We start from the raw sequence: 19,035 nt of genomic DNA on the forward strand, positions 1-19,035 counted from the left end.
CTGTTCAATCGTAGCTACTAGGCGCTAACAAAACCACTTCCAGTGGTTCAAGCGCAGCGTTTCAAACCTCCACCTCGGGTGGAGGTCACTGACTTCATGTGCTGCCTGCCGGAGGAATTGCCCCATGCGCGTTGCCGCATCGCTTGTCACCGCCGTCGCTGTCTTGTGGGCCGGTCAGGCTTCGGCCTTCGATTTTTCCTTCAACTGGGGCCATATCCCGAAATGCACCACAGGGCGCCCCGGTTCTGTGCCCAGTCCGATATTCAAGCTGCGCAGCGTGCCCAAAGGGACCGCGACGATCCGGTTTCGCATGAAGGATCTGGCCGTGCCCGCCTATCCCCACGGGGGTGGCAAGGTGCGCTATTCGGGCAAGGCGACGATCGCGGCCGGGGCGTTCAGGTATCTGAGCCCATGCCCGCCGGGCGGCCGGCACACCTACGAATGGACGGCCGAGGCTCGCGACGCCGCGGGCAAGGTGCTGGCGCGCGCGACCGCAAGCCGTCGCTATCCGTAAAGCGGTCGCGCGAAACGGGCCCTGGCCGTGATCGCAGGCTTGCGTTCCTACGACAAGAAACCGGCCGGCATTTTTACGTGTTGAACTTGAACAGCATCACGTCGCCGTCCTTGACCACGTATTCCTTGCCCTCGTCGCGGGCCTTGCCGGCATCCTTCGCGCCCACTTCGCCCTTGCAGGCGACGTAGTCGTCAAAGGCGATGGTCTGGGCGCGGATGAAGCCGCGTTCGAAATCCGTATGGATGACGCCGGCGGCCTGAGGCGCCTTTGTGCCATCCGTGATCGTCCAGGCCCGCGTCTCCTTCGGACCGGCCGTGAAATAGGTGATCAGGCCAAGCAGCTCATAGCCGGCGCGGATCAGGCGGTCGAGGCCGGGCTCGTGGAGCCCCATGCTCTCCATGTACTCGCGTGCTTCGGTGTCATCGAGCTGGGCGATTTCCGCCTCGATGGCTGCGGATATGATGACGGCGCCGGCGCCCTCGGCTTCAGCCTTTGCCCTGACCGCATCGGAATAGGCGTTGCCGGTGCCGGCGGACGCCTCATCGACGTTGCAGACGTAAAGCACCGGCTTGGAGGTCAGCAGGTTAAGGGCGTCAAAGGCCGGCCGGTCTTCCTTCGACACGTCGAGCCTCCGGGCGGGCTTGCCTTCGCGCAGCAGCTCGAGCACCGCGTCCATCAGTGTGACCTGAATTTTCGCTTCTTTCTCCCCGCTCTGGGCCTTCTTGCGCAGCGGGACGACACGCCGCTCCAGGCTCTCGAGATCGGAGAGCATCAGCTCCGTTTCCACGGTATCGGCATCCGCTACCGGGTCGATGCGGCCTTCCACATGGGTGATGTCGCCGTCATCGAAGCAGCGCAGCACATGGGCAATGGCGTCGACCTCGCGGATATTGGCGAGGAACTGGTTGCCGAGCCCTTCTCCCTTGGAGGCGCCACGCACGAGGCCGGCGATGTCGACAAAGGAAAGCCGTGTCGGGATGATATTGGCAGAACCGGCGATTGCCGCGATGCTTGTCATGCGCGGATCTGGCACCCCCACGTCGCCGGTATTCGGCTCGATGGTGCAGAAGGGATAGTTCGCCGCCTGCGCTGCGGCTGTCCTGGTCAGCGCGTTGAACAGGGTGGATTTGCCCACATTCGGGAGCCCGACGATACCGCACTTGAAACCCATCGTTTCGTCTTTCTCTAATTGCTGTCCTTGGAGCCCAGCAGCCCCTTGAGCATGGCCGCAAGCGGGCCTTCCTTCGGCATTTCCGGTTTCGCTTTCGTCCGCGCCTGGCGGATGTGGCTCTGGCCGGTCCTGGCCGCTTTTGGCCTTCCGGCAGGCGTGGAGCCTTCCGGCATGTTGTCGCCCTTGCCCGTCACCGCCTTGTGGACGCGGTTCATGAACTCGCCGTCATTGCTGTGAACGAGGAGGTCCGCGTTGTCGGCCACCGTGTCGAGCAGCGGCTCCAGCCAGTCCTGATCAACCTTCGCGAAATCGCCCAGAACATAGCCTGTGACGCGTTCCTTGGAGCCTGGGTGACCGATGCCAAGGCGTACGCGGCGGTAGTCCTTGCCGATATGCGCATCGATCGACTTGATGCCGTTATGGCCACCCGAACCGCCGCCGACCTTGATCTTGACCTTCCCGGGAACGAGATCGAGTTCGTCGTAGAGCACCGTGATATCGGACGGGGAGAGCTTGAAGAAGCGCATGGCGGCGCCGACCGCCTGACCGCTTTCGTTCATGTAGGTCTGCGGTTTGAGGAGGATGACCTTCTCGCCGGCGAGATTGCCTTCGGAGGTTTCCGCCTGGAAGCGCTTGCGCCACGGGGTGAACGAGGGATTGCGGCGATGAATCGCGTCGACCGCCATGAAACCGATATTGTGGCGGTTCTTCGCGTATTGGGTTCCGGGATTGCCGAGCCCGACAATGACAAGCATGGCTGTCTCCCTGGATCGGTGGATATCCGGTGCCGGCGGGCGAGAGTGCCGCGCGTTCCCTTGTCACAACGGCCCGAAACGAAGCCGTTTTGAAAAGGCAACGAGGGGCGGCGGGCCGCCCCTCGGAACGTGTTCGATCTTTGCGACAGGTAGGCGCGAGGGCTTATTCGGCCTCTGCTTCGCCTGCTTCTTCGCCGCCCTCGCCCTTCAGCTCTTCCTTGAGACCTGCGGGTGCGGCGATCGTGGCGATCGTGAAATCGCGGTCGGTGATGGCCGGCGTCACGTTCTTCGGCAGGTCGACCGACGAAATGTGCGCGGAGTCATTGATGTCGAGACCCGCAAGGTCGATCGTGATGGCTTCCGGAATATCGGAAGCCGGGCACTCCAGTTCGACCGTATGGCGCACGACGTTGAGAACGCCGCCGCGCTTGATGCCGGGCGAGGTCTCTTCGTTGATGAAGTGCACCGGCACGTCGACGGTCAGGCGCGTGCTCGCGCTGATGCGCAGGAAGTCGACGTGGACCAGGAAGTCGCGGACGGGGTCAAGCTGGTAGTCGCGTGCCAGGACGCGTTCCTTCTTGCCGTCGACATCGATGGTTGCGACCTGCGTCATGAAACCGCCGCTGTGAAGCTTCAGCGTGGTTTCCTTGGAATCGATCGCGATCGGAAGGGGATCTTTGTTGCCGCCGTAAATCACGGCCGGAATCTTGCCGTCGCGGCGAAGTGCCCGTGCGGACCCCTTTCCCACACGCTCGCGCAACGTGGCCTGAAGCTCATAGGTCTGAGCCATGGCTCGTCTCCTCAAGTGGTTCTTTCAAGAAAAAGAGGCCGAACGATCGGCCTCCGTTCCGCGCTTCCTCCAGGGGGGTAGGCGCGTGGCCGCTGCTATACAGGAGCGCAGCCGAAAGGGCAAGCATCCGCGCGGGTTCAACGCCCCGGCGGCCCCGCGGTCGCGCCGCGGGGCGTCTGGTCAGTTGAACAGGCTGGAAACCGACTTTTCCAATGCCGTGCGATTGACCGCTTCGCCCATCAGCGGCGCAATCGAGATCACCCGGATGTTGGGGGCGGACACGACGGCAGCCGTCGGCTCGATGGAATTGGTAATGACCAGTTCTTTCAGCCGCGAGGCGGCGATGCGCGCCACCGCGCCGCCCGAAAGCACGCCGTGGGTGATGTAGGCGGTGACCGAGGTCGCGCCCTTGGCGAGAAGCGCGTCGGCGGCGTTGCACAGCGTGCCGCCGGAATCGACGATGTCATCGACGAGGATGCAGTCGCGACCGGCGACATCGCCGATGATATTCATGACTTCCGACTCACCTGGACGTTCGCGGCGCTTGTCGACGATGGCCAGCGGCGCATCGATGCGCTTGGCAAGCGCGCGCGCGCGGACCACGCCGCCCACATCGGGCGAGACGACCATCAGGTTGCCCTGCACGTAGCGCTCCTTGATGTCGCGGGTCATGACAGGAGCGGCGAACAGGTTGTCGGTGGGGATGTCGAAGAAACCCTGGATCTGGCCGGCATGGAGATCGAGGGTGAGAACGCGGTCGGCACCGGCGTGTGTGATCAGGTTGGAGACGAGCTTGGCCGAGATCGGCGTGCGCGGGCCGGGTTTGCGATCCTGACGGGCGTAGCCGAAATAGGGCAAAACCGCAGTGATGCGGCGCGCGGAGGAGCGGCGCAGTGCATCGATCAGGATCAGCAGTTCCATCAGGTGATCGTTCGCGGGATAGCTTGTCGACTGGAGGATGAAGGCATCCTCGCCGCGCATGTTCTCCTGGATCTCGATGAAGATTTCCTGATCGGCAAAGCGTCGTACCTGGCACTGCGCCAACGGGACGTCGAGATAGCCGGAAATTTCTTCCGCCAATGCCCGGTTGGAGTTGCCCGCGACGAGTTTCATGCTCGCGTTCCTTCTTGTTACGCTAAATTCGAGGTCCAGGACGCCTGTATTCGAACAGGCGGGAAATACGATTACGGCTCAGGGCGCTTGTCGCTCGAGCGGATCGGGTCAGCGGGCCCGACGGCGGCTTGCGATCTGTCCGGGCGGCGGCGTTTTAGCAACGCCGACGCGCCGCGACAACTGCCGGATGGCCGTCAGCAGCGGTTTTTGCGCAAAACGTTTCCCGGACCAGGGACTGCGCATCGCGCGATGCGTTCAGGACATCAGGCAGGACATCTGGCTTATTGTCCGTCAGGTGCGCTCGTCAACCACGATTGAAGCGCCATGACAGTGCGCTTGGCGAGCAAGTCGAGCGCGTTGCCATCGATACCGCTCCAAGGGTCGGCACTTGTTTCGTTGGAGGTCTCCTGACCGGAGAAGCGGTGGAGACGGTTGCCGTTGGCGTCGTAGACGTCGAATACGTAGATGACGGTTGACGAGGAATTGTCGCCCACCGCCGACAGATGGCCTTTGACGCGGTAGGTCGCAGGTGCGCCGATGCGGCGCACGATCGTCAGGCCCTGTGCCTTGGCTTCTTCACCGATACGGCGGGAAAGCGAATCGGCGGTGTTGCCCGGCACGCCGACGAAAGGCTCAAAGGCGAAGGTCGCCTGGCTGGCGGGAACGGGGGGGGCTGCCGGGCGGCCGGTCTGGGAGCTGTGGCTCTGGGGGGCGGCTGCGGTGCCGACGAGAGCCGGCGGTACGGTGCCGCCGCATCCGGCGAGCGCCAGAAGGCCTGCAAGCAGTGCCGTGGTGCGCAGGAACGGAAAGAAACGTCGCTCGTTCATACCAGCTCGCAACCTGTCATCTGTCTGCCTCGCCCGCCGTCGCATCAACCCGCGTCCCAGATGCCTGCGAAAGGGTTGAGCAACCGTTTCCATCATCCGATCCGGAGGACTTCGTGGGTCTGCTCTAGCCGCATTTGACGGAGGAATCCAGCCACAGCTTGCCTATCGTATCGTCAGATCGCGCGAGAGCTCGGACAGCGGCAGCGGAGCGTCGTCGCTTGTCAGGTAGGTACAACCCAGTGTCATCGCGGTATTTGTCTCCGAATCCATCAGGATCATGTGCGCGAACAGCACCATGTTGGGCACGATTTCCACCTTGTTGCCCCGATAGAACATCGGCCAGTCCATCCAGGACGGCGCGAAGCGGGCACCCAGAGAATAGCCGCAGGCGTTCAGACGGTGGTGCATCAGGTCCCGCCGGTCCATTTCGCTTGCATGGGCCTCGAAGACATCTCCGAATGTGTTGCCCGGGCGCATGACCGTTTCCACCTTCCGCAGGGCGGCAGTCGCGGCTTCATGCAGTTCGATATGGCGTGGTGTCGCTTCGCCGGTCAGCACCGTGCGCATCAGCGCGACGTGGTAGTGGCGGTAGACGCCAGCAAATTCCAGTGTGAGCTGGTCCTTCGCGCCGAGTTGACGCCGGCCGCTCTTGTAGCGGCACAAAAGTGCATCCATGCCGGAGCCGATCACGAATTCGTTGCCCGGATAGTCGCCGCCGCCGGCCAGGACCGCGCCTTGCATGGCGGCCAGAATCCGGCCTTCGTCGGCGTCGGCCCTGATCTCGGCTTCGCCCGCCCGGTAGGCTTCGTCGGCAAGCTCCGCCGCCTTGCGGACATAGGCGATCTCGGCCGGGCTCTTGACGACGCGCAGGCGGGGGATGAGATCGGATGCGTCATGGAGTTCGGCAAACGAGCGCAGCGATTCGTCGAGCAGGCGGGAATTGCGTCCCGACAGTCCGTGCGTGTCGTATTCCACTCCCAGCTCCGAGCCCAGCAGGTCCAGATCGAAAAGCAGGTCCTTCAACTGGCCGACGGGTGAGCCCTCGCCGCGATCCACCCATATGCGGATGTCATCGATGATCGAGGTGTGGTGTGCCTGGCGCAGGTCCGGTGCCCGGGTGAGCAGCACGAAGCTGCCGTCCTTCTTCAAGATCAGGCATTGAAAGAAGCAGAAGCCGAACGTGTCATAGCCGGTCAGCCAGAAATGGCTTTCCGGAGCGAAGAGCAGCATTGCATCGAACTTCCGCGCCTTCATTTCGATGAGCACCTTCTGGAGGCGATCGCCGAATTCGCTTCGCTCGAAATGCAGCGCCATCTTCTAGCCCTCCCGGATACATATCGCAGAGATCTGCCGACCGTAGTCGCCTTCGCCGCGATGGGTCATGCGGCGATAGGAAAAGAAATCTTCCTCTTCGATGTAAGTGCATCGGCCGAGCGATGACGCCCGCGCGATGCCCGAGCGCTCCAGCCGGTCGACGATATAGCCGGGCAGGTCGAACAGAGCGTGCCCCGGCTTGCCGTTCGGCTTGAAATAGATGTTGTTGCCGTCACCGGCTTGCGTGAAGCGCTCGACGAATTCCGCGCCGACCTCGTAGGCCGTTGCCGAGATCGTCGGGCCGAGGACGGCGATGATGCGGTCGCGCTCGGCATCGAGCGCCACCATCGCCTCTATCGTCGCTTCGAGGATGCCGGTGAGCGCACCGCGCCAGCCGGCATGGGCGGCACCGATGACGCGCGCATGCGGGTCGGCAAAGAGGACAGGGCCGCAGTCGGCAGTGGAGATGCCGAGCAGGATGCCGGGCTCGTCGGTGACCATCGCATCCGCCTTCGGACCTTTGCCCGGCGCCCATGGCTCGCGCACGGTCACCGCATCCGCCGAATGATGCTGGTAGGGGCTGACGAGCCTTTCCGGGGCGAGATCGAAGGTGCGGGCGATGCGCGCACGGTTTTCCTCCACCCGCGCACGCTCGTCGTCGGAGCCGAGACCGATATTCAGGCTTTGGTAAACGCCGTCCGAGACCCCGCCATTGCGGGTGAAAAAGCCGTGGTCGATGCCAGGCAGGTCGGCAAGGTCGGTTGCGGAAATCATCGATGGCCTCTCGATAATTGAAAAAACCGCGGCCAGCGATCCTGCGGTGCGATGCGGTCGCTGTCAAACGCTGCGGGTTTCTGGGGAGCTAGTTTGGAAAGGGGCGGGGTGTCGCGCAGCCGGAGGTGAGCGCCAGTACCTTGAAGAGGGTTCCCATCTGGTCGGGGCCGGCGAGCCTCTCGACATCGTCGCGAATGCGTTCCTGAACGGTCGTATCCTTGCCCGCGCCGAGGTGGCCGGCGCGTTCCAGCAAGCCGAGCGCGATGAGAAAATCGCCCTGGGTCATCGGGCCGTGGGGGGCGGCTCCTGCTTCGCGCGCGGCGCGCGCCAGTGCCTCGAAGTTCACATGGGCGGTGATGTCCGCCTCGCCGGGGTGGGCGAGCGGGTCGGCGAAGGTATGGCGTTCCAGCGCTTGCAGGGTGTCGCCAATCTCTGTGCGTTCGTAGCCATAATCGATCACCAGGGCGCCGCCGCCGCCTTGCCTGAGCCGGGTGGAGATCTCCATGGCGATCGCGTTGGCGAGCGGCTGGGTTTCCAGAATGGCGCCATCGCCGACGCCATGGGCGCCCGGGTTGGCGATCCTGCCGTCGAGGCCAACGGTATCAAGCCGGCCCGGCCCTGCGGCAAAAGCGAGGTCATCGCGGGCCGGATCCAGCCCGACGACGCGTTCGTGCCAGCTGCCCTGCGTGAGGACGTATTGATGGATCGGAAGGGCATCGAAGAACTCGTTTGCGACAAGGACCATCGGGCCTTGCGGCACGCTTGCGAGGTTCTCGTGCCAGGTGACGGGCAAGGGGGCTCCGGCGAGGGTCTCTTCCTGCGTTGTCCTCAGGCGCGGGCTCGTTTCCACGAGATGGACGCGCGCCGCCGCGCAAAAGCCGGGATCGAGGCGGGCAACCCGCAGCATGTCGGCCATCAGCGTGCCGCGGCCGGGACCAAGCTCCACGAGATTGACCGGGGCGGGGCGACCTAGACCTGCCCACGTCTCAAGGCTCCACGCGCCGATCAGTTCGCCGAATATCTGGCTCACCTCGGGGGCCGTGGTGAAGTCTCCCTTCGCGCCGAATGGCTCGCGGCGCATGTAGTAGCCGTGTTCCGGATCGGCGAGGCATATGCCCATATAGTCCGCGACGCTGATCGGCCCCGTCTTCTCGACAAGGGCGCGGATGCGTGCCTTGAGCGGTGTCTCGCTCACGCTTTCCTCTCCTTTGCGCGATTGTCGGGTGTCGGGCGTCGCCGAATGGCCCAGAGCATCAGCGCCGCGCCGGCGACGATCATCGGCAGGGAAAGCTGCATGCCCATGGTCGTGCCGAAGGAGAGAAAGCCGATCTGCTCGTCGGGCATACGAAAACGTTCGCCGATCAGGCGGGCGATGCCATAGCTCGCGGCAAAGGCGCCGGCGATGAAGCCCGGCTTTTGCAGCATGGCGAAGCGGTGGCTCAGAAGCCGCATCACGAGGAAGAGAACGATGCCTTCCAGCGTGGCCTCGTAGAGCTGGCTGGGGTGGCGTGGCAGGGGGCCTGCGCCGGGAAACACCATTGCCCATGGCACATCGGTGACCCGTCCCCAGAGTTCGCCATTGATGAAGTTTGCAATACGCCCGAAAAACAGGCCGATCGGGGCGGCCGTGCCGGCGAGATCGAACAGCGTGAGCATCGGGACCTTGCGCAGCCGCGCGAACACGACCATCGCCACGACCGTGCCGAGAAACCCGCCGTGAAAGGACATGCCGCCCTGCCAGACGTGAAAAATCTCGGCCGGGTGCTCCATGAAATAGGGCAGGTTGTAGATCAGCACGTAGCCCAGGCGCCCTCCCAACACGATGCCGAATGTCGCCCAGAGAACGAAATCGTCGATGTCGGCGGCGGAAGGACGGGGCGTCGCTTGCCACAGGCGGTCGTTGTGGACGAGGCGCGTCATGTAACGCCAGGCGAGCAGGATGCCGACGATGTAAGCCAGCGCATACCAGCGAATGGCAAAGGGGCCGAGTTCGACAAGAACCGGATCGATGGCGGGATAGGGGAGGACGAACAGGGGCATCGGGCGTCATCTGCCTTTGGCGGCCGGCGGGGGTGTCCGGCGGGGGCTCCCGTCCGGTTCGCGCGGGACGTTGGTCATTCGAAGCGGCCTCGTCAAGAGAGCTGGCGGACGGTCGTGGCGGGATTTCGACAAGTAAGCGGCTGTTGCAGTGCGATGCAAACAGACTTACCTATTAGCGAACTCGTTCAGGAACAGGTCCGGCGCGCCCGATCCGGTGATCTCCGCTTGGAGATCCAGGTACGTGGCCCGGACAGCATCGCCGAAGGCCAAGGAGCCCGCCATGACCCAGTCCAACAATCGTCTCTTTGATGATTTTGCCAAGATGATGACGGATGCCGCCGGCGTCGCCCAAGGAATGCGGCGTGAGGTGGAAACCGCCTTCCGCGCACAGGCCGAACGTTTTCTCGCCGACATGGATGTCGTTTCGCGCGAGGAATTCGAAGCGGTGAAGGAAATGGCCGCCCGGGCCCGCGAGGAAGCGGATGCGCTTTCCGCGCGCGTGGAAGCTCTGGAAAAGACTCTTGGTCAGGCCGGGGATCCGGCGGCGAAGGCAGCGGGCAAGACGGCCGCCAAGACATCGTCGACGCGTCGTTCCGGCGGCAAGGACGCGGAGGCGTCCTGAGCGTCGCGCCGGTTGCCGCGAAGCTTCTCCACAATTTATCCCGCGTGCTCTTGAAATGAATGATTTCGCAGTGCGCCATTATCGATCTATACTGATTTCAAAGGTAGATTCGCAGATATAGTCGTACGATTGTCATAATTCGCACGATGAAAAGCGATGCGGGATCACCCGGAATGATTTCGGCCCTGTAGGTTGATATCTTCCAAACTCAGCCTGACTGGGCACTCAAGCCCGCTATGGCGGCACGAGTTGGCCCTTTCAGACGCCAGGCGCGAGGACCGCTCATGAGCCTGATCGAAATCGAAGCCGACCGGCAATCCAATCCCGTCGACACCATCGAACAGATCGCTGCGATCAACGACTGGGCGTTCGAGCGCTCCGGTGAGGATGAGATCACGATCTCGGTGGCCGCCCACTGGTGCGATTACCACGTTTCCTTCTCCTGGATGGAGGATTTGGAAGCCCTGCACCTGGCGTGCGCCTTCGATCTGAAGGTCGTGGAAGCGCGGCGCACGGAAGTCGTCCGTCTTCTCGCACTGGTCAACGAACAGCTCTGGATGGGGCATTTCGATCTGTGGAACCGGGAAGGCGTTGTCATCTTCCGCCAGGCCTTGCTTCTGGCGGGGGGCGCGGAGGCGACGGCGGAGCAGATCGAGGGTCTGTTATCCAACGCGCTAGAGTCCTGCGAGCGCTACTATCAGGCGTTCCAGTTTGTTGTTTGGGCCGGCAAGAGCGCCGGGGAGGCGCTGGAGTCGGTCATGTTCGAGACAGTCGGCGAAGCATGAAACTCACGAAAACCAGTCCGTTGCTTCTTGTCGGTGCCGGCAAGATGGGCGGCGCCATGCTCTCGGGGTGGATCGAGCAGGGGATCGACCCTGCCGCCATCGTCGTTTGCGATCCCAGGCCTTGCGATGAGATGGCGGCACTTCTCGCCGCAAAGGGCATCCGTCACATCGCGGCCGCCTCGGGCGACCTGACGCCGGGTGTCGTCCTCATTGCGGTCAAGCCGCAGATGATGGCCGATGTGCTGGGGCCGTTGAAGCCGATTGTCGGGGCGCAAACACTCGTCGTTTCCATTGCCGCGGGGAAGGCGATCGCGACCTTCGAAGCGGCCTTCGGCGCGGTGCCGGTGGTGCGTGCCATGCCCAACACTCCGGCACAGGTCGCTCGCGGCATGACGGCGCTTTTCGCAAATCCTGCCGTATCCGCCGACCAGAAGCATCTCGTCGAGGAGCTCCTTTCGGGTATCGGCGCGGTCGCCTGGCTTGACGATGAAGGCGAAATGGACGCCGTTACGGCGGTCTCCGGCTCCGGTCCGGCCTATGTCTTTCTTCTGGCCGAATGCCTGGCGCAAGCCGGACGCAAGGCGGGCCTTCCCGCCGATCTCGCCGACACGCTCGCCCGTCAGACAGTCGCCGGTGCCGGTGAACTTCTGTATCGCTCCGATCTGGATGCCGGCACCTTGCGCAAGAACGTGACGTCTCCGGGCGGCACCACGGCTGCGGCGCTTTCCGTGCTGATGGCGGATGACGGTTTCCAGCCGCTGCTCGACGCGGCGGTCAAGGCTGCGGCCGAGCGGTCGCGCGAACTGGGCTGAGGCCTCCGTTTTCGGCAAAGCCTTTCAATCGTCATGGTGCGGGCCTATCTGTGGACAAACGGAGGTGCCTGCCATGACGACGGAAAAGACGCGCAAGTCCATTCTCGAAGCTTTCATGGGGCTCGTTGCAGAGCGGCCCTGGCCGGAAGTGACGATGGCGGCGGTGGCCGAGCGCGCCGGCATCAAGCCGTCCGCCTTGCGCAAGGCCTATGACGGGCGCATGGCGATCCTCGCCGAATTTTATCGCCGCATCGACGCCGAGGTGCTCGACGGTTGCGATCCCGAGATCGCCGATGAACCGGCGCTCGACCGGTTGTTCGACGTGTTGATGCGTCGGCTCGATGCGCTGGAGCCCTACAAGAACGCGCTGCAAGCGATCGGGCGCTCCGCCCGCAGGGATCCGGTCTTTGCCGCGGAGCTCAATTCACTCGCCCTGACGTCGCAGCGCTGGATGCTGACGGCCGCCGGTATCAACGCAAGCGGTGTACGCGGACTTGCTCTCACCCAGGCTCTGGTCGTGGCCTATCTCAAGGTTATGCGCGTCTGGCTCAAGGATGAGGATCCGGGCAAGGCCAGCACCATGGCGGCGCTCGATCGCGAACTGAAGCGGGGCGCAGACATTCTCGGACGGATCGATCGGGCAGACCGCTGGTTCGCGCCCTTCAGGCGCGCCTTCGCGCAGCGCGGCAAACGGGCGGACGCGGGATCAAGGGCCGCCAGGCACGAACCCGGGGCCGCGGCCGAGGTCTGACCGCCCGCTGCCGCCTCAGTCGGGTACGCGAAGCTCCGCGCGCAGGCCGCCCATCGGACTTTCCCTTAGCGTCAGGTCTCCGCCGTGACCGCGCGCGATGTCGCGGGCGATCGTCAGCCCCAACCCCGTGCCCGTCGCATCGAGGTTGCGTGCCTCGTCGAACCTGTGAAAGGGCCTGAAGGCGTTTTCGCGATCCTCTTCGGGAATGCCCGGGCCGTCATCATCAACAGTGATGGTCAGCCAGCCATGCTCGTGACAGCCGGAAATCTCCACGCATTTTCCGTGGCGTGCGGCATTCGCGACGAGGTTCGTCAGGCAACGGCGAAAGGCGCTGGCCTTCACCCGGGCAACCGGCTTGCCTGTGAAGCTCGATGAGGCCTTGGCGCCCGCAGTCTCCGCATCCGCCTCCAGATCCTCGATCATCAGCGCTATGTCCACCTCGGACGGGATCTCGTCTCCGTCGCCCCTGGCGAAGGCGAGGTAGGCCTCCAGCATCGAGTTCATTTCCTCGATATCGCGCTTGAGGTCTTCTGTTTCCTCGTTGTCTCCGATCAGCGCCAGTTGCAGACGGAAACGGGTCAGGATGGTGCGCAGGTCGTGGCTGACGCCGGCCAGCATGATCGTGCGCTGCTCGATCTGGCGCTCGATACGCCGGCTCATGCGCTGGAAGGCGGCGGAAGCGCGTCGCACCTCTTCCGCGCCGCGCGGCCGGAAACTCTCCACCGAATGTCCCTTGCCGAAGCTTTCCATTGCGTTGGCGAGATGCTGGATCGGGCGGATCTGGTTGCGCAGGAACAGCAGGGCGACCGTCAGCAGCACGAGAGACGTCGAAACCATCCAGACCAGAAAGATGTGGGAGTTGGAGGCATAGGTCTGGCTGCGCCGCGTGATCACCCGCAGCACGTTGTGCTTGAGCTGGATGCGGATCTCGACGAACTGCGAGCGGCCCACCGTATCGATCCAGAACGGGCGGCCGATCTGTATCCGGATTTCCTCACTGAGCGCGCGATCCAGAAGCGAGAAAAAGGGCTTGGGCCGGGGAGAAGGCAGGGGGGCTGGCGGCAGGACGGAGATGGAGAGCTTCAGGTCCTTGCCCGCGATACGGGTGATGGTCTCGAAGTCAGGGTCCTGGGGATAGGACTCGATGACCGAGATCACCGACGCGATCTCCCCCACGACCGCCTGCGACAGGCGCTCGGTGACTGTCTCCCAGTGCTTCTGCATGAACAGAAACGCCATTAGAGACTGCAGCAGCAGCATCGGTACGACGATGATGAGGATGGTGCGCGGGAACAGGCCCTTGGGCATGTGGCGGCGCAGCCATTGCGCGAAGATGCGATAGGGGCGGAGCAGGGAGGGCAGGACGTTCATCCGACGTGCGGCGCTGGCGAATGCACGTAATCTTTCCGCGATCTTGGTGCTGTCGCCGGCCGGGTTCATGAATGGGTCAATCGATGAGGAGGCGGTAACCGATCCCGCGCACCGTCTGGAGATACAACGGGTTGGACGGATCCGTCTCGATCTTTCTGCGCAGACGGTTGATCTGCACGTCGGCGGTGCGTTCGCCCTTGCCGATCTCGCCTCCAACGATCATGTGGCGCGGAACCGTCTCGCCCCGCCTTTCCGCGAATATCGTCAGGATCTGCTTTTCGCGGTCCGTCAGGCGCACGAGCTCGTCGCCGCACTTCAACTCCATGCGGTCGGTCTGGAAGACGTAGGGGCCGAAGCGGATCTCCCGCAGCGGCTCGGGGTCGGTCGAGCGCTCGCGCTTCAGGATATTGTTGATGCGAAGCAGAAGTTCCCGAGGCTCGAAGGGCTTCGCCAGATAATCGTCGGCGCCAAGTTCGAGACCGTGGATGCGATCGTCTGATTCCGAGCGCGCCGTCAGCATGAGGATCGGGACCTGGGAGCTCTGGCGAATGGCCTGGGCGAGATCGAAGCCGCTTTCGCCGGGCATCATCACGTCGAGGATCAGCAGGTCGAAATCGAGCCCACGCAGTCGCCCCCGTGCTTCCGCGGCCGACGCGGCGAGGCTCACACGGTAGCCGTGCTCCGCCAGAAACCGCGAGAGGAGCGTGCGGATGCGGTTGTCGTCGTCGACGATCAGCAGATGGGCGGCATCGTCAGCGGGGACGGAACGGTTTTGCGCTTGCATCGTTTTCTGTTTTCCTCGCGCGTCTGCCGGGTCACTTCTTGCCGGCAAGGCGGGCGACGTGCGGGCGTTCCGGTTCGTTGATGATGCGATACAGGAACTGCCGCGCTATCTCGCGTCCTCCCTCCGGCAGCTCGCTCATGGCCTTTTCCAACCGCAACGATTGCGGAACCGACAACTGGTGGCTCAGGGTCTCTCCCTTTTGCGTGGGATAGAGTAGCCGCTGACGCCTGTCCTGCAAACCGGTGCGCTGTTCGATGAAGCCGTCATCGACCAGCTGCTTCAGCACGCGGCCCAGGCTCTGCTTGGTGATCTTCAATATGTCCAGCAGCTCGGTGACCCGGATGCCGGGATTGCGAGAGACGAAATGGAGGACGCGGTGATGCGCCCGTCCAAAATTGTATTTGGCCAGGATCGCATCCGGATCCGACACGAAGTCACGATACGCGAAAAACAGCAGTTCGATCAGCTCGTAGTGCAGCTGCTCGGGATCCTGCGGGCCGTTTCCCGTGCCTTCGGACAGGGCGGCGTTCGCCCAAGTTTTAGTCGCGTTGAAATTTACGTCAGCCATATTGACTTATTTTGGACCGATTGTTACACAGAAGGCGGCCTCGACGAAACGAATGAACGTTTCCCCCGCGCCATGGTTCGATCCGTTGCTTTCGGGCGGATCAGCACGGGGAGAAGATATCGATACTTTCGCTGCGACGCAAAGCTGCCACCTGTGGGGACGCCTTTAGCGCCGATGTCGGGGCGGACATTGCAACGCAGTCAGGCTCGCAAGGGCCGTAACAACCTAAGAACGTTGGAGTAGAGGAAATGGCCGGGCCTGCATTCGACCAAATGAACGGTGAGATCTGGTTCGACGGGAAATTTATCCCGTTTGCGGATGCGAAAATCCATGTGCTGACGCATGGACTTCACTACGCGAGCGCTGTGTTTGAAGGCGAGCGTGCCTATTCCGGCCACGTATTCAAGCTTGAGGCGCACACCGAGCGTCTGATTAACTCGGCCCGAATTCTGGATTTTGAAATCCCGTTCACGGCTGACGAGATCAACGCCGCCACGAACGAGCTGCTGAAGCGCGAGAAGCTGACCGAAGCCTATGTGCGTCCGATCGCCTGGCGCGGTAGCGAGGCGCTTGGTGTGTCGGCCCAGCAGAACAAGATCCACATCGCGATCGCGGTTTGGGAATGGCCGAGCTACTTCAAGCCGGAGGAGAAGCTGAAGGGCATCCGTCTTGATATTGCCGAATATCGCCGCCCTGATCCGCGCACGATCCCGTGCAAGGCCAAGGCCGCCGGTCTCTACATGATCTGCACGCTGTCCAAGCATGCTGCGGAACACAAGGGCTATGCCGATGCGGTGATGCTCGACTGGGAGGGCAATGTCGCCGAGGCGACGGGCGCGAACATCTTCTTCGTGAAGGACGGTGCCGTTCACACGCCGACGCCGCATTGCTTCCTCGACGGGATCACCCGCCGCACGGTCATCGGTCTTGCTCGCGCTCGCGGCATCGAGGTGATCGAGCGCGCGATCGCACCGGAGGAGCTGGAAGGCTTCGAGGAGTGCTTCCTGACCGGTACGGCCGCAGAGGTGACGCCGGTGTCAGAGGTTGGCCCCTACCACTTCAAGCCGGGCCGGATCTCGGAGCAGTTGATGCACGATTACGAGGCCTGCGTGCGCGCGGCCGGTGCCGCCGCGATCGCGGCCGAATAACAACGCCCTGCGGCCACTGGCCGACGGCACACGAAAACGAAAATGGCCGTCCACGGGGAACCGTGGACGGCCATTTTTTCGTTCGCAGGCCTTGCTTTGGCAAGGCGGGTTTCACGAATGCGGGTTGTCGCCGGGGCGGAACATGCGCCCGCGTTCGGTGATCATGACGACGATGAACGCCAGGATCGACAGGACCGCGAAGCCCGTTGTGAAGGGGATGACGGTGCCGTTGAAGGCCTGGCCGATGAAATAGCCTGGAATGGTGCCACCGGTCGTCCCGACGAAGCCGATCACGGCGGCTGCGGAACCGGCGATATGTCCGACGGGTACCATGGCAAGCGCGTTGAGATTGGCCATCAGAAGGCCGAAACAGCACATGGCCGCCGCCATGAGGGGGGCGAAGGTCCAGATCGAATCGAGCCCGAGATTGGCGATCAGGGCGTGGATCACGTAGATGACCACCATGCACGCGAGGGCGTAATGCGCGATCACACGCATGCCGAGGCGTACGACAAAGCGGGAATTGAGCATCGAGGCGACGGCGATGGAAAGCGCGATCGCCGCAAAGACCAGCGGAAAGGCGGTGCCGGTGTCGTAGACATCGACCATGATCTGCTGCGCGGAATTGAGAAATCCGAACATGCCGCCGAACATGAGCGCAACCGCGATCATGTAACCGAGTGTCTGGCGGGTCGTCAGCGTGATGCGGTAGTTGGTCAGGATCGAGCCGATGGACAGCCGGCCACGGTCTTCCGGGTGCAGCGTTTCGGGAATGCGCAGCGCCGTCCATCCGATGACGGCGGCGCTTCCAAGCGTCAGCAAGCCGAAGATCCAGCGCCAGTGGCCCGCCATGATCATCAACTGGCCGACGCTGGGGGCAATGACCGGAACCAGGATGAACACCATCATGGTCAACGACATGACCCGCGCCATCTGCCGGCCCTCGAAACAGTCGCGTACGATGGCGAAAGCGAGGACGCGCGGTGCCGCGGCGCCCATGCCTTGAAGGAAACGGGCGAGCAGCAGCATCTCGAATGACGGTGCCATGGCGGCGGCAATGCTCGCCAGCAAATACACCGCGAGCCCGGTCAGCAGGACGGGCTTGCGGCCGAAGCGGTCGGCGAGCGGGCCGTAGATGAGTTGCGCGAAGCCGAAGCTGATGAGATAGGCAGAGAGAATGAGCTGACGCTCGTTTTCGTCCGTCACGCCGAGATCCCGGCCAATATCGGGCAGCGCGGGAAGCATGATATCGATTGCCAGCGCATTCAGCATCATCAGCGATGCGATGAACGCGATGAATTCGGCGTAGGGAATACCGAGGCGCGCGTGGGCGTCCGATTGTGTCGAACTCATCTGGAAGTCCTTGCAAGAACGGATCCGGATCCGTTTGGCGGGGCGTGAGAAGGCCGGCCGACACCGCTTTCGATGTCGGACCGGGATCGGGAATCGCCTTAATGTACAGCAGCCGATTGCGCCGCGACCAGATGCCGCGGAAGCGCAATGGGGGCTGCCGGGAGACGCACCTTCTTCAGGCCGTCTGCCAGCGCTCTGCGGCCGTATCGTCGTGGTCCCGGGCCTCGACCCATTCGCCCGAGGTTCCGTCCGCCAGCCACTCCTTTTTCCAGAAAGGCGCGCGGGTCTTGAGGTAATCCATCAGGAACTCGGCCGCTTCAAAAGCCGCGGTGCGGTGGGACGAGGTGGTAATCACCAGAACGATGTTGGCGCCCGGTGCCAGCTTGCCGTGTCGATGAATGACCGTGATGCCTTCAAGCGGCCAGCGGGTGCCAGCCTCTTCCGCGATGCGGAGGATCTCCGCTTCGGCCATGCCGGGATAATGCTCTAGCTCCAGTGCGGCAAGCCGGCCTTCTTCGTCCCGGCACAGACCTGTAAACGTGACGACGGCGCCAATTTCGGGCCGTCCCTCGGTCAACTGTGCGACCTCGGCGGCAGGGTCGAAATCGTCGGGCTGGATGCGAACGGTGATCGACATGGGCTCAGCCGCCCGTCATCGGCGGGAAGAGCGCGATCTCGCGGGCATCGCCGATGGGCATGTCGTGATCGACATGGGTCTGGTCCACAGCAACGCGAATGATCTCGGGGCGCTCGAAAGCGGATTCGTATTCGGGGCCGCGTTTGCTCAGGAACGCGAGGAGATCGGCCGGCGTGGAAACCTCTGCCGGCAGGGCGATCTCTTCCTCGGGCATGCCGATGCGTTCGCGCACCCAGGCGAAATAGAGGATTTTCATCACGGTTCCTCGATCAGGTGGCCGATGCCGGCCTTGAAATAGTCGTACCCGGTATAAAGGGTCAGAAGCCCCGAAATCCAGAGCAGCGCAAGCCCGATCAGCGAGGTGCCCGGCAGGACCATGTCCCCCGCAGGCCCCGCGAGAAGGAACCCGATCGCGACCAGTTGCGCGGTTGTCTTGTACTTGGCGAGCTTTGTCACCGGCACGCTGACCCGCAACTCCGCCAGGAATTCACGCAAGCCCGAAACCAGGATTTCGCGGCACAGGATGACGATGGCCGGGATGAGCGACCAGTTGCCGACCGTGCCCTCCGCCGCCAGCACCAGCAGGCAGACGGAGACGAGCAGCTTGTCTGCGATGGGGTCGAGCATCCGGCCGAGCGCCGATTGCTGTTTCCACATGCGCGCCAGATACCCGTCGAAGAAGTCCGTTATCGCCGCCGCCACGAAGATGGCCAGAGCCGTCCAGCGCGCGGCATTGCCGGGAACGTAGAAACAGGCAGCGACGGCGGGAACCGCCATGATGCGCCCGTATGTGAGCAGATTGGGAAGGGATAAGGCAACGGAAGCGGACATTGCGGCTCGTCGTGCTGGTCGGGCGGCACGCATGCCTTGCGGGTCGCCATATCGCTGGGAGCGGTTAGGGCCTGG

General features: G+C 63.3%; 22 protein-coding genes. 6 read left to right on the forward strand and 16 right to left on the reverse strand.

The genetic code is table 11. The features are described from left to right. The first annotated feature begins 124 nt into the window (after positions 1-124). Positions 125-514 (forward strand): phospholipid-binding protein, encoded by a 390-nt coding sequence (locus C8N35_RS24325; RefSeq protein WP_245926955.1) that lies wholly within the window; start codon positions 125-127, stop codon positions 512-514. 73 nt (positions 515-587) lie between these two features. Here the strand turns inward: C8N35_RS24325 and ychF are convergent, their stop codons facing one another. The 9 genes from ychF to lgt form a co-directional block, all read right to left on the reverse strand. Further along, positions 588-1,685 carry a redox-regulated ATPase YchF gene (ychF, locus tag C8N35_RS23135; RefSeq protein WP_107992124.1) on the reverse strand — a complete coding sequence of 366 codons (1,098 nt, stop codon included), beginning with the start codon at positions 1,683-1,685 and terminating at the stop codon, positions 588-590. Positions 1,686-1,699: 14 nt separating this feature from the next. Beyond that, a complete protein-coding gene (pth, locus tag C8N35_RS23140) occupies positions 1,700-2,440 on the reverse strand; it encodes an aminoacyl-tRNA hydrolase (protein WP_107992125.1) in 741 nt (246 codons plus the stop codon). 163 nt (positions 2,441-2,603) lie between these two features. Next, positions 2,604-3,230: a 50S ribosomal protein L25/general stress protein Ctc gene (locus C8N35_RS23145; protein WP_107992126.1), complete on the reverse strand. Its 627-nt coding sequence runs from the start codon at positions 3,228-3,230 to the stop codon at positions 2,604-2,606. A gap of 180 nt (positions 3,231-3,410) precedes the next feature. Beyond that, on the reverse strand, positions 3,411-4,343 hold the full coding sequence (locus C8N35_RS23150) for a ribose-phosphate pyrophosphokinase (RefSeq protein ID WP_107992127.1): 933 nt from the start codon (positions 4,341-4,343) through the stop codon (positions 3,411-3,413). A 281-nt stretch (positions 4,344-4,624) separates the two neighbouring features. Next, positions 4,625-5,170, reverse strand: a complete 546-nt coding sequence (locus C8N35_RS23155) for a hypothetical protein (RefSeq protein WP_107992128.1) — start codon at positions 5,168-5,170, stop codon at positions 4,625-4,627. A gap of 162 nt (positions 5,171-5,332) precedes the next feature. Next, the gene (locus C8N35_RS23160) at positions 5,333-6,484 is read right to left on the reverse strand and encodes a M24 family metallopeptidase (RefSeq protein ID WP_107992129.1); all 1,152 of its coding nucleotides are present in this window, start codon (positions 6,482-6,484) and stop codon (positions 5,333-5,335) included. A 3-nt stretch (positions 6,485-6,487) separates the two neighbouring features. Next, positions 6,488-7,258 (reverse strand): peptidoglycan editing factor PgeF, encoded by a 771-nt coding sequence (pgeF, locus tag C8N35_RS23165; RefSeq protein ID WP_107992130.1) that lies wholly within the window; start codon positions 7,256-7,258, stop codon positions 6,488-6,490. An 88-nt stretch (positions 7,259-7,346) separates the two neighbouring features. After that, positions 7,347-8,453 carry a class I SAM-dependent methyltransferase gene (locus C8N35_RS23170; protein WP_245926957.1) on the reverse strand — a complete coding sequence of 369 codons (1,107 nt, stop codon included), beginning with the start codon at positions 8,451-8,453 and terminating at the stop codon, positions 7,347-7,349. After that, entirely contained in the window at positions 8,450-9,298 is an 849-nt protein-coding gene (gene lgt / locus C8N35_RS23175; protein ID WP_107992131.1) for a prolipoprotein diacylglyceryl transferase, read from the reverse strand. Before lgt ends, C8N35_RS23170 begins: the two co-directional genes overlap by 4 nt. Before the next feature lie 280 nt (positions 9,299-9,578). Here lgt and C8N35_RS23180 point away from each other — a divergent pair, with 280 nt between their 5' ends. The 4 genes from C8N35_RS23180 to C8N35_RS23195 all read left to right on the forward strand — a co-directional run bounded on the left by C8N35_RS23180 (position 9,579) and on the right by C8N35_RS23195 (position 12,268). Next, positions 9,579-9,920 (forward strand): accessory factor UbiK family protein, encoded by a 342-nt coding sequence (locus tag C8N35_RS23180; protein WP_107992132.1) that lies wholly within the window; start codon positions 9,579-9,581, stop codon positions 9,918-9,920. Between the two features lie 284 nt (positions 9,921-10,204). After that, positions 10,205-10,705 carry a type III secretion system chaperone family protein gene (locus tag C8N35_RS23185; RefSeq protein WP_107992133.1) on the forward strand — a complete coding sequence of 167 codons (501 nt, stop codon included), beginning with the start codon at positions 10,205-10,207 and terminating at the stop codon, positions 10,703-10,705. Continuing rightward, entirely contained in the window at positions 10,702-11,517 is an 816-nt protein-coding gene (gene proC / locus C8N35_RS23190) for a pyrroline-5-carboxylate reductase (protein WP_107992134.1), read from the forward strand. Before C8N35_RS23185 ends, proC begins: the two co-directional genes overlap by 4 nt. 73 nt (positions 11,518-11,590) lie before the next feature. Further along, on the forward strand, positions 11,591-12,268 hold the full coding sequence (locus C8N35_RS23195; protein WP_107992135.1) for a TetR family transcriptional regulator: 678 nt from the start codon (positions 11,591-11,593) through the stop codon (positions 12,266-12,268). 15 nt (positions 12,269-12,283) lie between these two features. Here the strand turns inward: C8N35_RS23195 and C8N35_RS23200 are convergent, their stop codons facing one another. Genes C8N35_RS23200 through C8N35_RS23210 form a run of 3 tightly spaced genes read right to left on the reverse strand, consistent with a single transcriptional unit; the run spans position 12,284 to position 14,991 of the window. Then, positions 12,284-13,708: an ATP-binding protein gene (locus tag C8N35_RS23200; RefSeq protein WP_428977136.1), complete on the reverse strand. Its 1,425-nt coding sequence runs from the start codon at positions 13,706-13,708 to the stop codon at positions 12,284-12,286. 7 nt (positions 13,709-13,715) lie between these two features. After that, a complete protein-coding gene (locus C8N35_RS23205) occupies positions 13,716-14,423 on the reverse strand; it encodes a response regulator (protein WP_107992137.1) in 708 nt (235 codons plus the stop codon). Positions 14,424-14,454: 31 nt separating this feature from the next. Next, positions 14,455-14,991 carry a MarR family winged helix-turn-helix transcriptional regulator gene (locus C8N35_RS23210; RefSeq protein ID WP_107992138.1) on the reverse strand — a complete coding sequence of 179 codons (537 nt, stop codon included), beginning with the start codon at positions 14,989-14,991 and terminating at the stop codon, positions 14,455-14,457. Between the two features lie 248 nt (positions 14,992-15,239). Here C8N35_RS23210 and C8N35_RS23215 point away from each other — a divergent pair, with 248 nt between their 5' ends. Then, the gene (locus C8N35_RS23215) at positions 15,240-16,139 is read left to right on the forward strand and encodes a branched-chain amino acid aminotransferase (RefSeq protein WP_107992139.1); all 900 of its coding nucleotides are present in this window, start codon (positions 15,240-15,242) and stop codon (positions 16,137-16,139) included. Between the two features lie 111 nt (positions 16,140-16,250). Here C8N35_RS23215 and C8N35_RS23220 read toward each other — a convergent pair whose 3' ends face one another. The 4 genes from C8N35_RS23220 to pgsA form a co-directional block, all read right to left on the reverse strand. Further along, on the reverse strand, positions 16,251-17,492 hold the full coding sequence (locus tag C8N35_RS23220) for a multidrug effflux MFS transporter (RefSeq protein WP_210203666.1): 1,242 nt from the start codon (positions 17,490-17,492) through the stop codon (positions 16,251-16,253). Positions 17,493-17,667: 175 nt separating this feature from the next. Beyond that, positions 17,668-18,129 (reverse strand): molybdenum cofactor biosynthesis protein MoaE, encoded by a 462-nt coding sequence (locus tag C8N35_RS23225; protein ID WP_107992140.1) that lies wholly within the window; start codon positions 18,127-18,129, stop codon positions 17,668-17,670. Positions 18,130-18,133: 4 nt separating this feature from the next. Beyond that, the gene (gene moaD, locus C8N35_RS23230; protein WP_210203667.1) at positions 18,134-18,385 is read right to left on the reverse strand and encodes a molybdopterin converting factor subunit 1; all 252 of its coding nucleotides are present in this window, start codon (positions 18,383-18,385) and stop codon (positions 18,134-18,136) included. Further along, complete coding sequence (pgsA, locus tag C8N35_RS23235; protein ID WP_107992142.1) at positions 18,385-18,960, reverse strand: CDP-diacylglycerol--glycerol-3-phosphate 3-phosphatidyltransferase; 576 nt, start codon at positions 18,958-18,960, stop codon at positions 18,385-18,387. Before pgsA ends, moaD begins: the two co-directional genes overlap by 1 nt. Positions 18,961-19,035 lie beyond the last annotated feature (75 nt).

The sequence above is a fragment of the Breoghania corrubedonensis genome, from assembly GCF_003053845.1.
In the GTDB taxonomy this organism is placed as follows: domain Bacteria; phylum Pseudomonadota; class Alphaproteobacteria; order Rhizobiales; family Stappiaceae; genus Breoghania; species Breoghania corrubedonensis.

Bases quoted from the DNA above. Each gene is read 5' to 3' on its own strand.
- C8N35_RS24325 (WP_245926955.1), top strand. From the start codon at position 125: ATGCGCGTTGCCGCATCGCTTGTCACCGCCGTCGCTGTCTTGTGGGCC.
- ychF (WP_107992124.1), bottom strand. From the start codon at position 1,685: ATGGGTTTCAAGTGCGGTATCGTCGGGCTCCCGAATGTGGGCAAATCC.
- pth (WP_107992125.1), bottom strand. From the start codon at position 2,440: ATGCTTGTCATTGTCGGGCTCGGCAATCCCGGAACCCAATACGCGAAG.
- C8N35_RS23145 (WP_107992126.1), bottom strand. From the start codon at position 3,230: ATGGCTCAGACCTATGAGCTTCAGGCCACGTTGCGCGAGCGTGTGGGA.
- C8N35_RS23150 (WP_107992127.1), bottom strand. From the start codon at position 4,343: ATGAAACTCGTCGCGGGCAACTCCAACCGGGCATTGGCGGAAGAAATT.
- C8N35_RS23155 (WP_107992128.1), bottom strand. From the start codon at position 5,170: ATGAACGAGCGACGTTTCTTTCCGTTCCTGCGCACCACGGCACTGCTT.
- C8N35_RS23160 (WP_107992129.1), bottom strand. From the start codon at position 6,484: ATGGCGCTGCATTTCGAGCGAAGCGAATTCGGCGATCGCCTCCAGAAG.
- pgeF (WP_107992130.1), bottom strand. From the start codon at position 7,258: ATGATTTCCGCAACCGACCTTGCCGACCTGCCTGGCATCGACCACGGC.
- lgt (WP_107992131.1), bottom strand. From the start codon at position 9,298: ATGCCCCTGTTCGTCCTCCCCTATCCCGCCATCGATCCGGTTCTTGTC.
- C8N35_RS23180 (WP_107992132.1), top strand. From the start codon at position 9,579: ATGACCCAGTCCAACAATCGTCTCTTTGATGATTTTGCCAAGATGATG.
- C8N35_RS23185 (WP_107992133.1), top strand. From the start codon at position 10,205: ATGAGCCTGATCGAAATCGAAGCCGACCGGCAATCCAATCCCGTCGAC.
- proC (WP_107992134.1), top strand. From the start codon at position 10,702: ATGAAACTCACGAAAACCAGTCCGTTGCTTCTTGTCGGTGCCGGCAAG.
- C8N35_RS23195 (WP_107992135.1), top strand. From the start codon at position 11,591: ATGACGACGGAAAAGACGCGCAAGTCCATTCTCGAAGCTTTCATGGGG.
- C8N35_RS23200 (WP_428977136.1), bottom strand. From the start codon at position 13,708: ATGAACCCGGCCGGCGACAGCACCAAGATCGCGGAAAGATTACGTGCA.
- C8N35_RS23205 (WP_107992137.1), bottom strand. From the start codon at position 14,423: ATGCAAGCGCAAAACCGTTCCGTCCCCGCTGACGATGCCGCCCATCTG.
- C8N35_RS23210 (WP_107992138.1), bottom strand. From the start codon at position 14,991: ATGGCTGACGTAAATTTCAACGCGACTAAAACTTGGGCGAACGCCGCC.
- C8N35_RS23215 (WP_107992139.1), top strand. From the start codon at position 15,240: ATGGCCGGGCCTGCATTCGACCAAATGAACGGTGAGATCTGGTTCGAC.
- C8N35_RS23220 (WP_210203666.1), bottom strand. From the start codon at position 17,492: ATGAGTTCGACACAATCGGACGCCCACGCGCGCCTCGGTATTCCCTAC.
- C8N35_RS23225 (WP_107992140.1), bottom strand. From the start codon at position 18,129: ATGTCGATCACCGTTCGCATCCAGCCCGACGATTTCGACCCTGCCGCC.
- moaD (WP_210203667.1), bottom strand. From the start codon at position 18,385: ATGAAAATCCTCTATTTCGCCTGGGTGCGCGAACGCATCGGCATGCCC.
- pgsA (WP_107992142.1), bottom strand. From the start codon at position 18,960: ATGTCCGCTTCCGTTGCCTTATCCCTTCCCAATCTGCTCACATACGGG.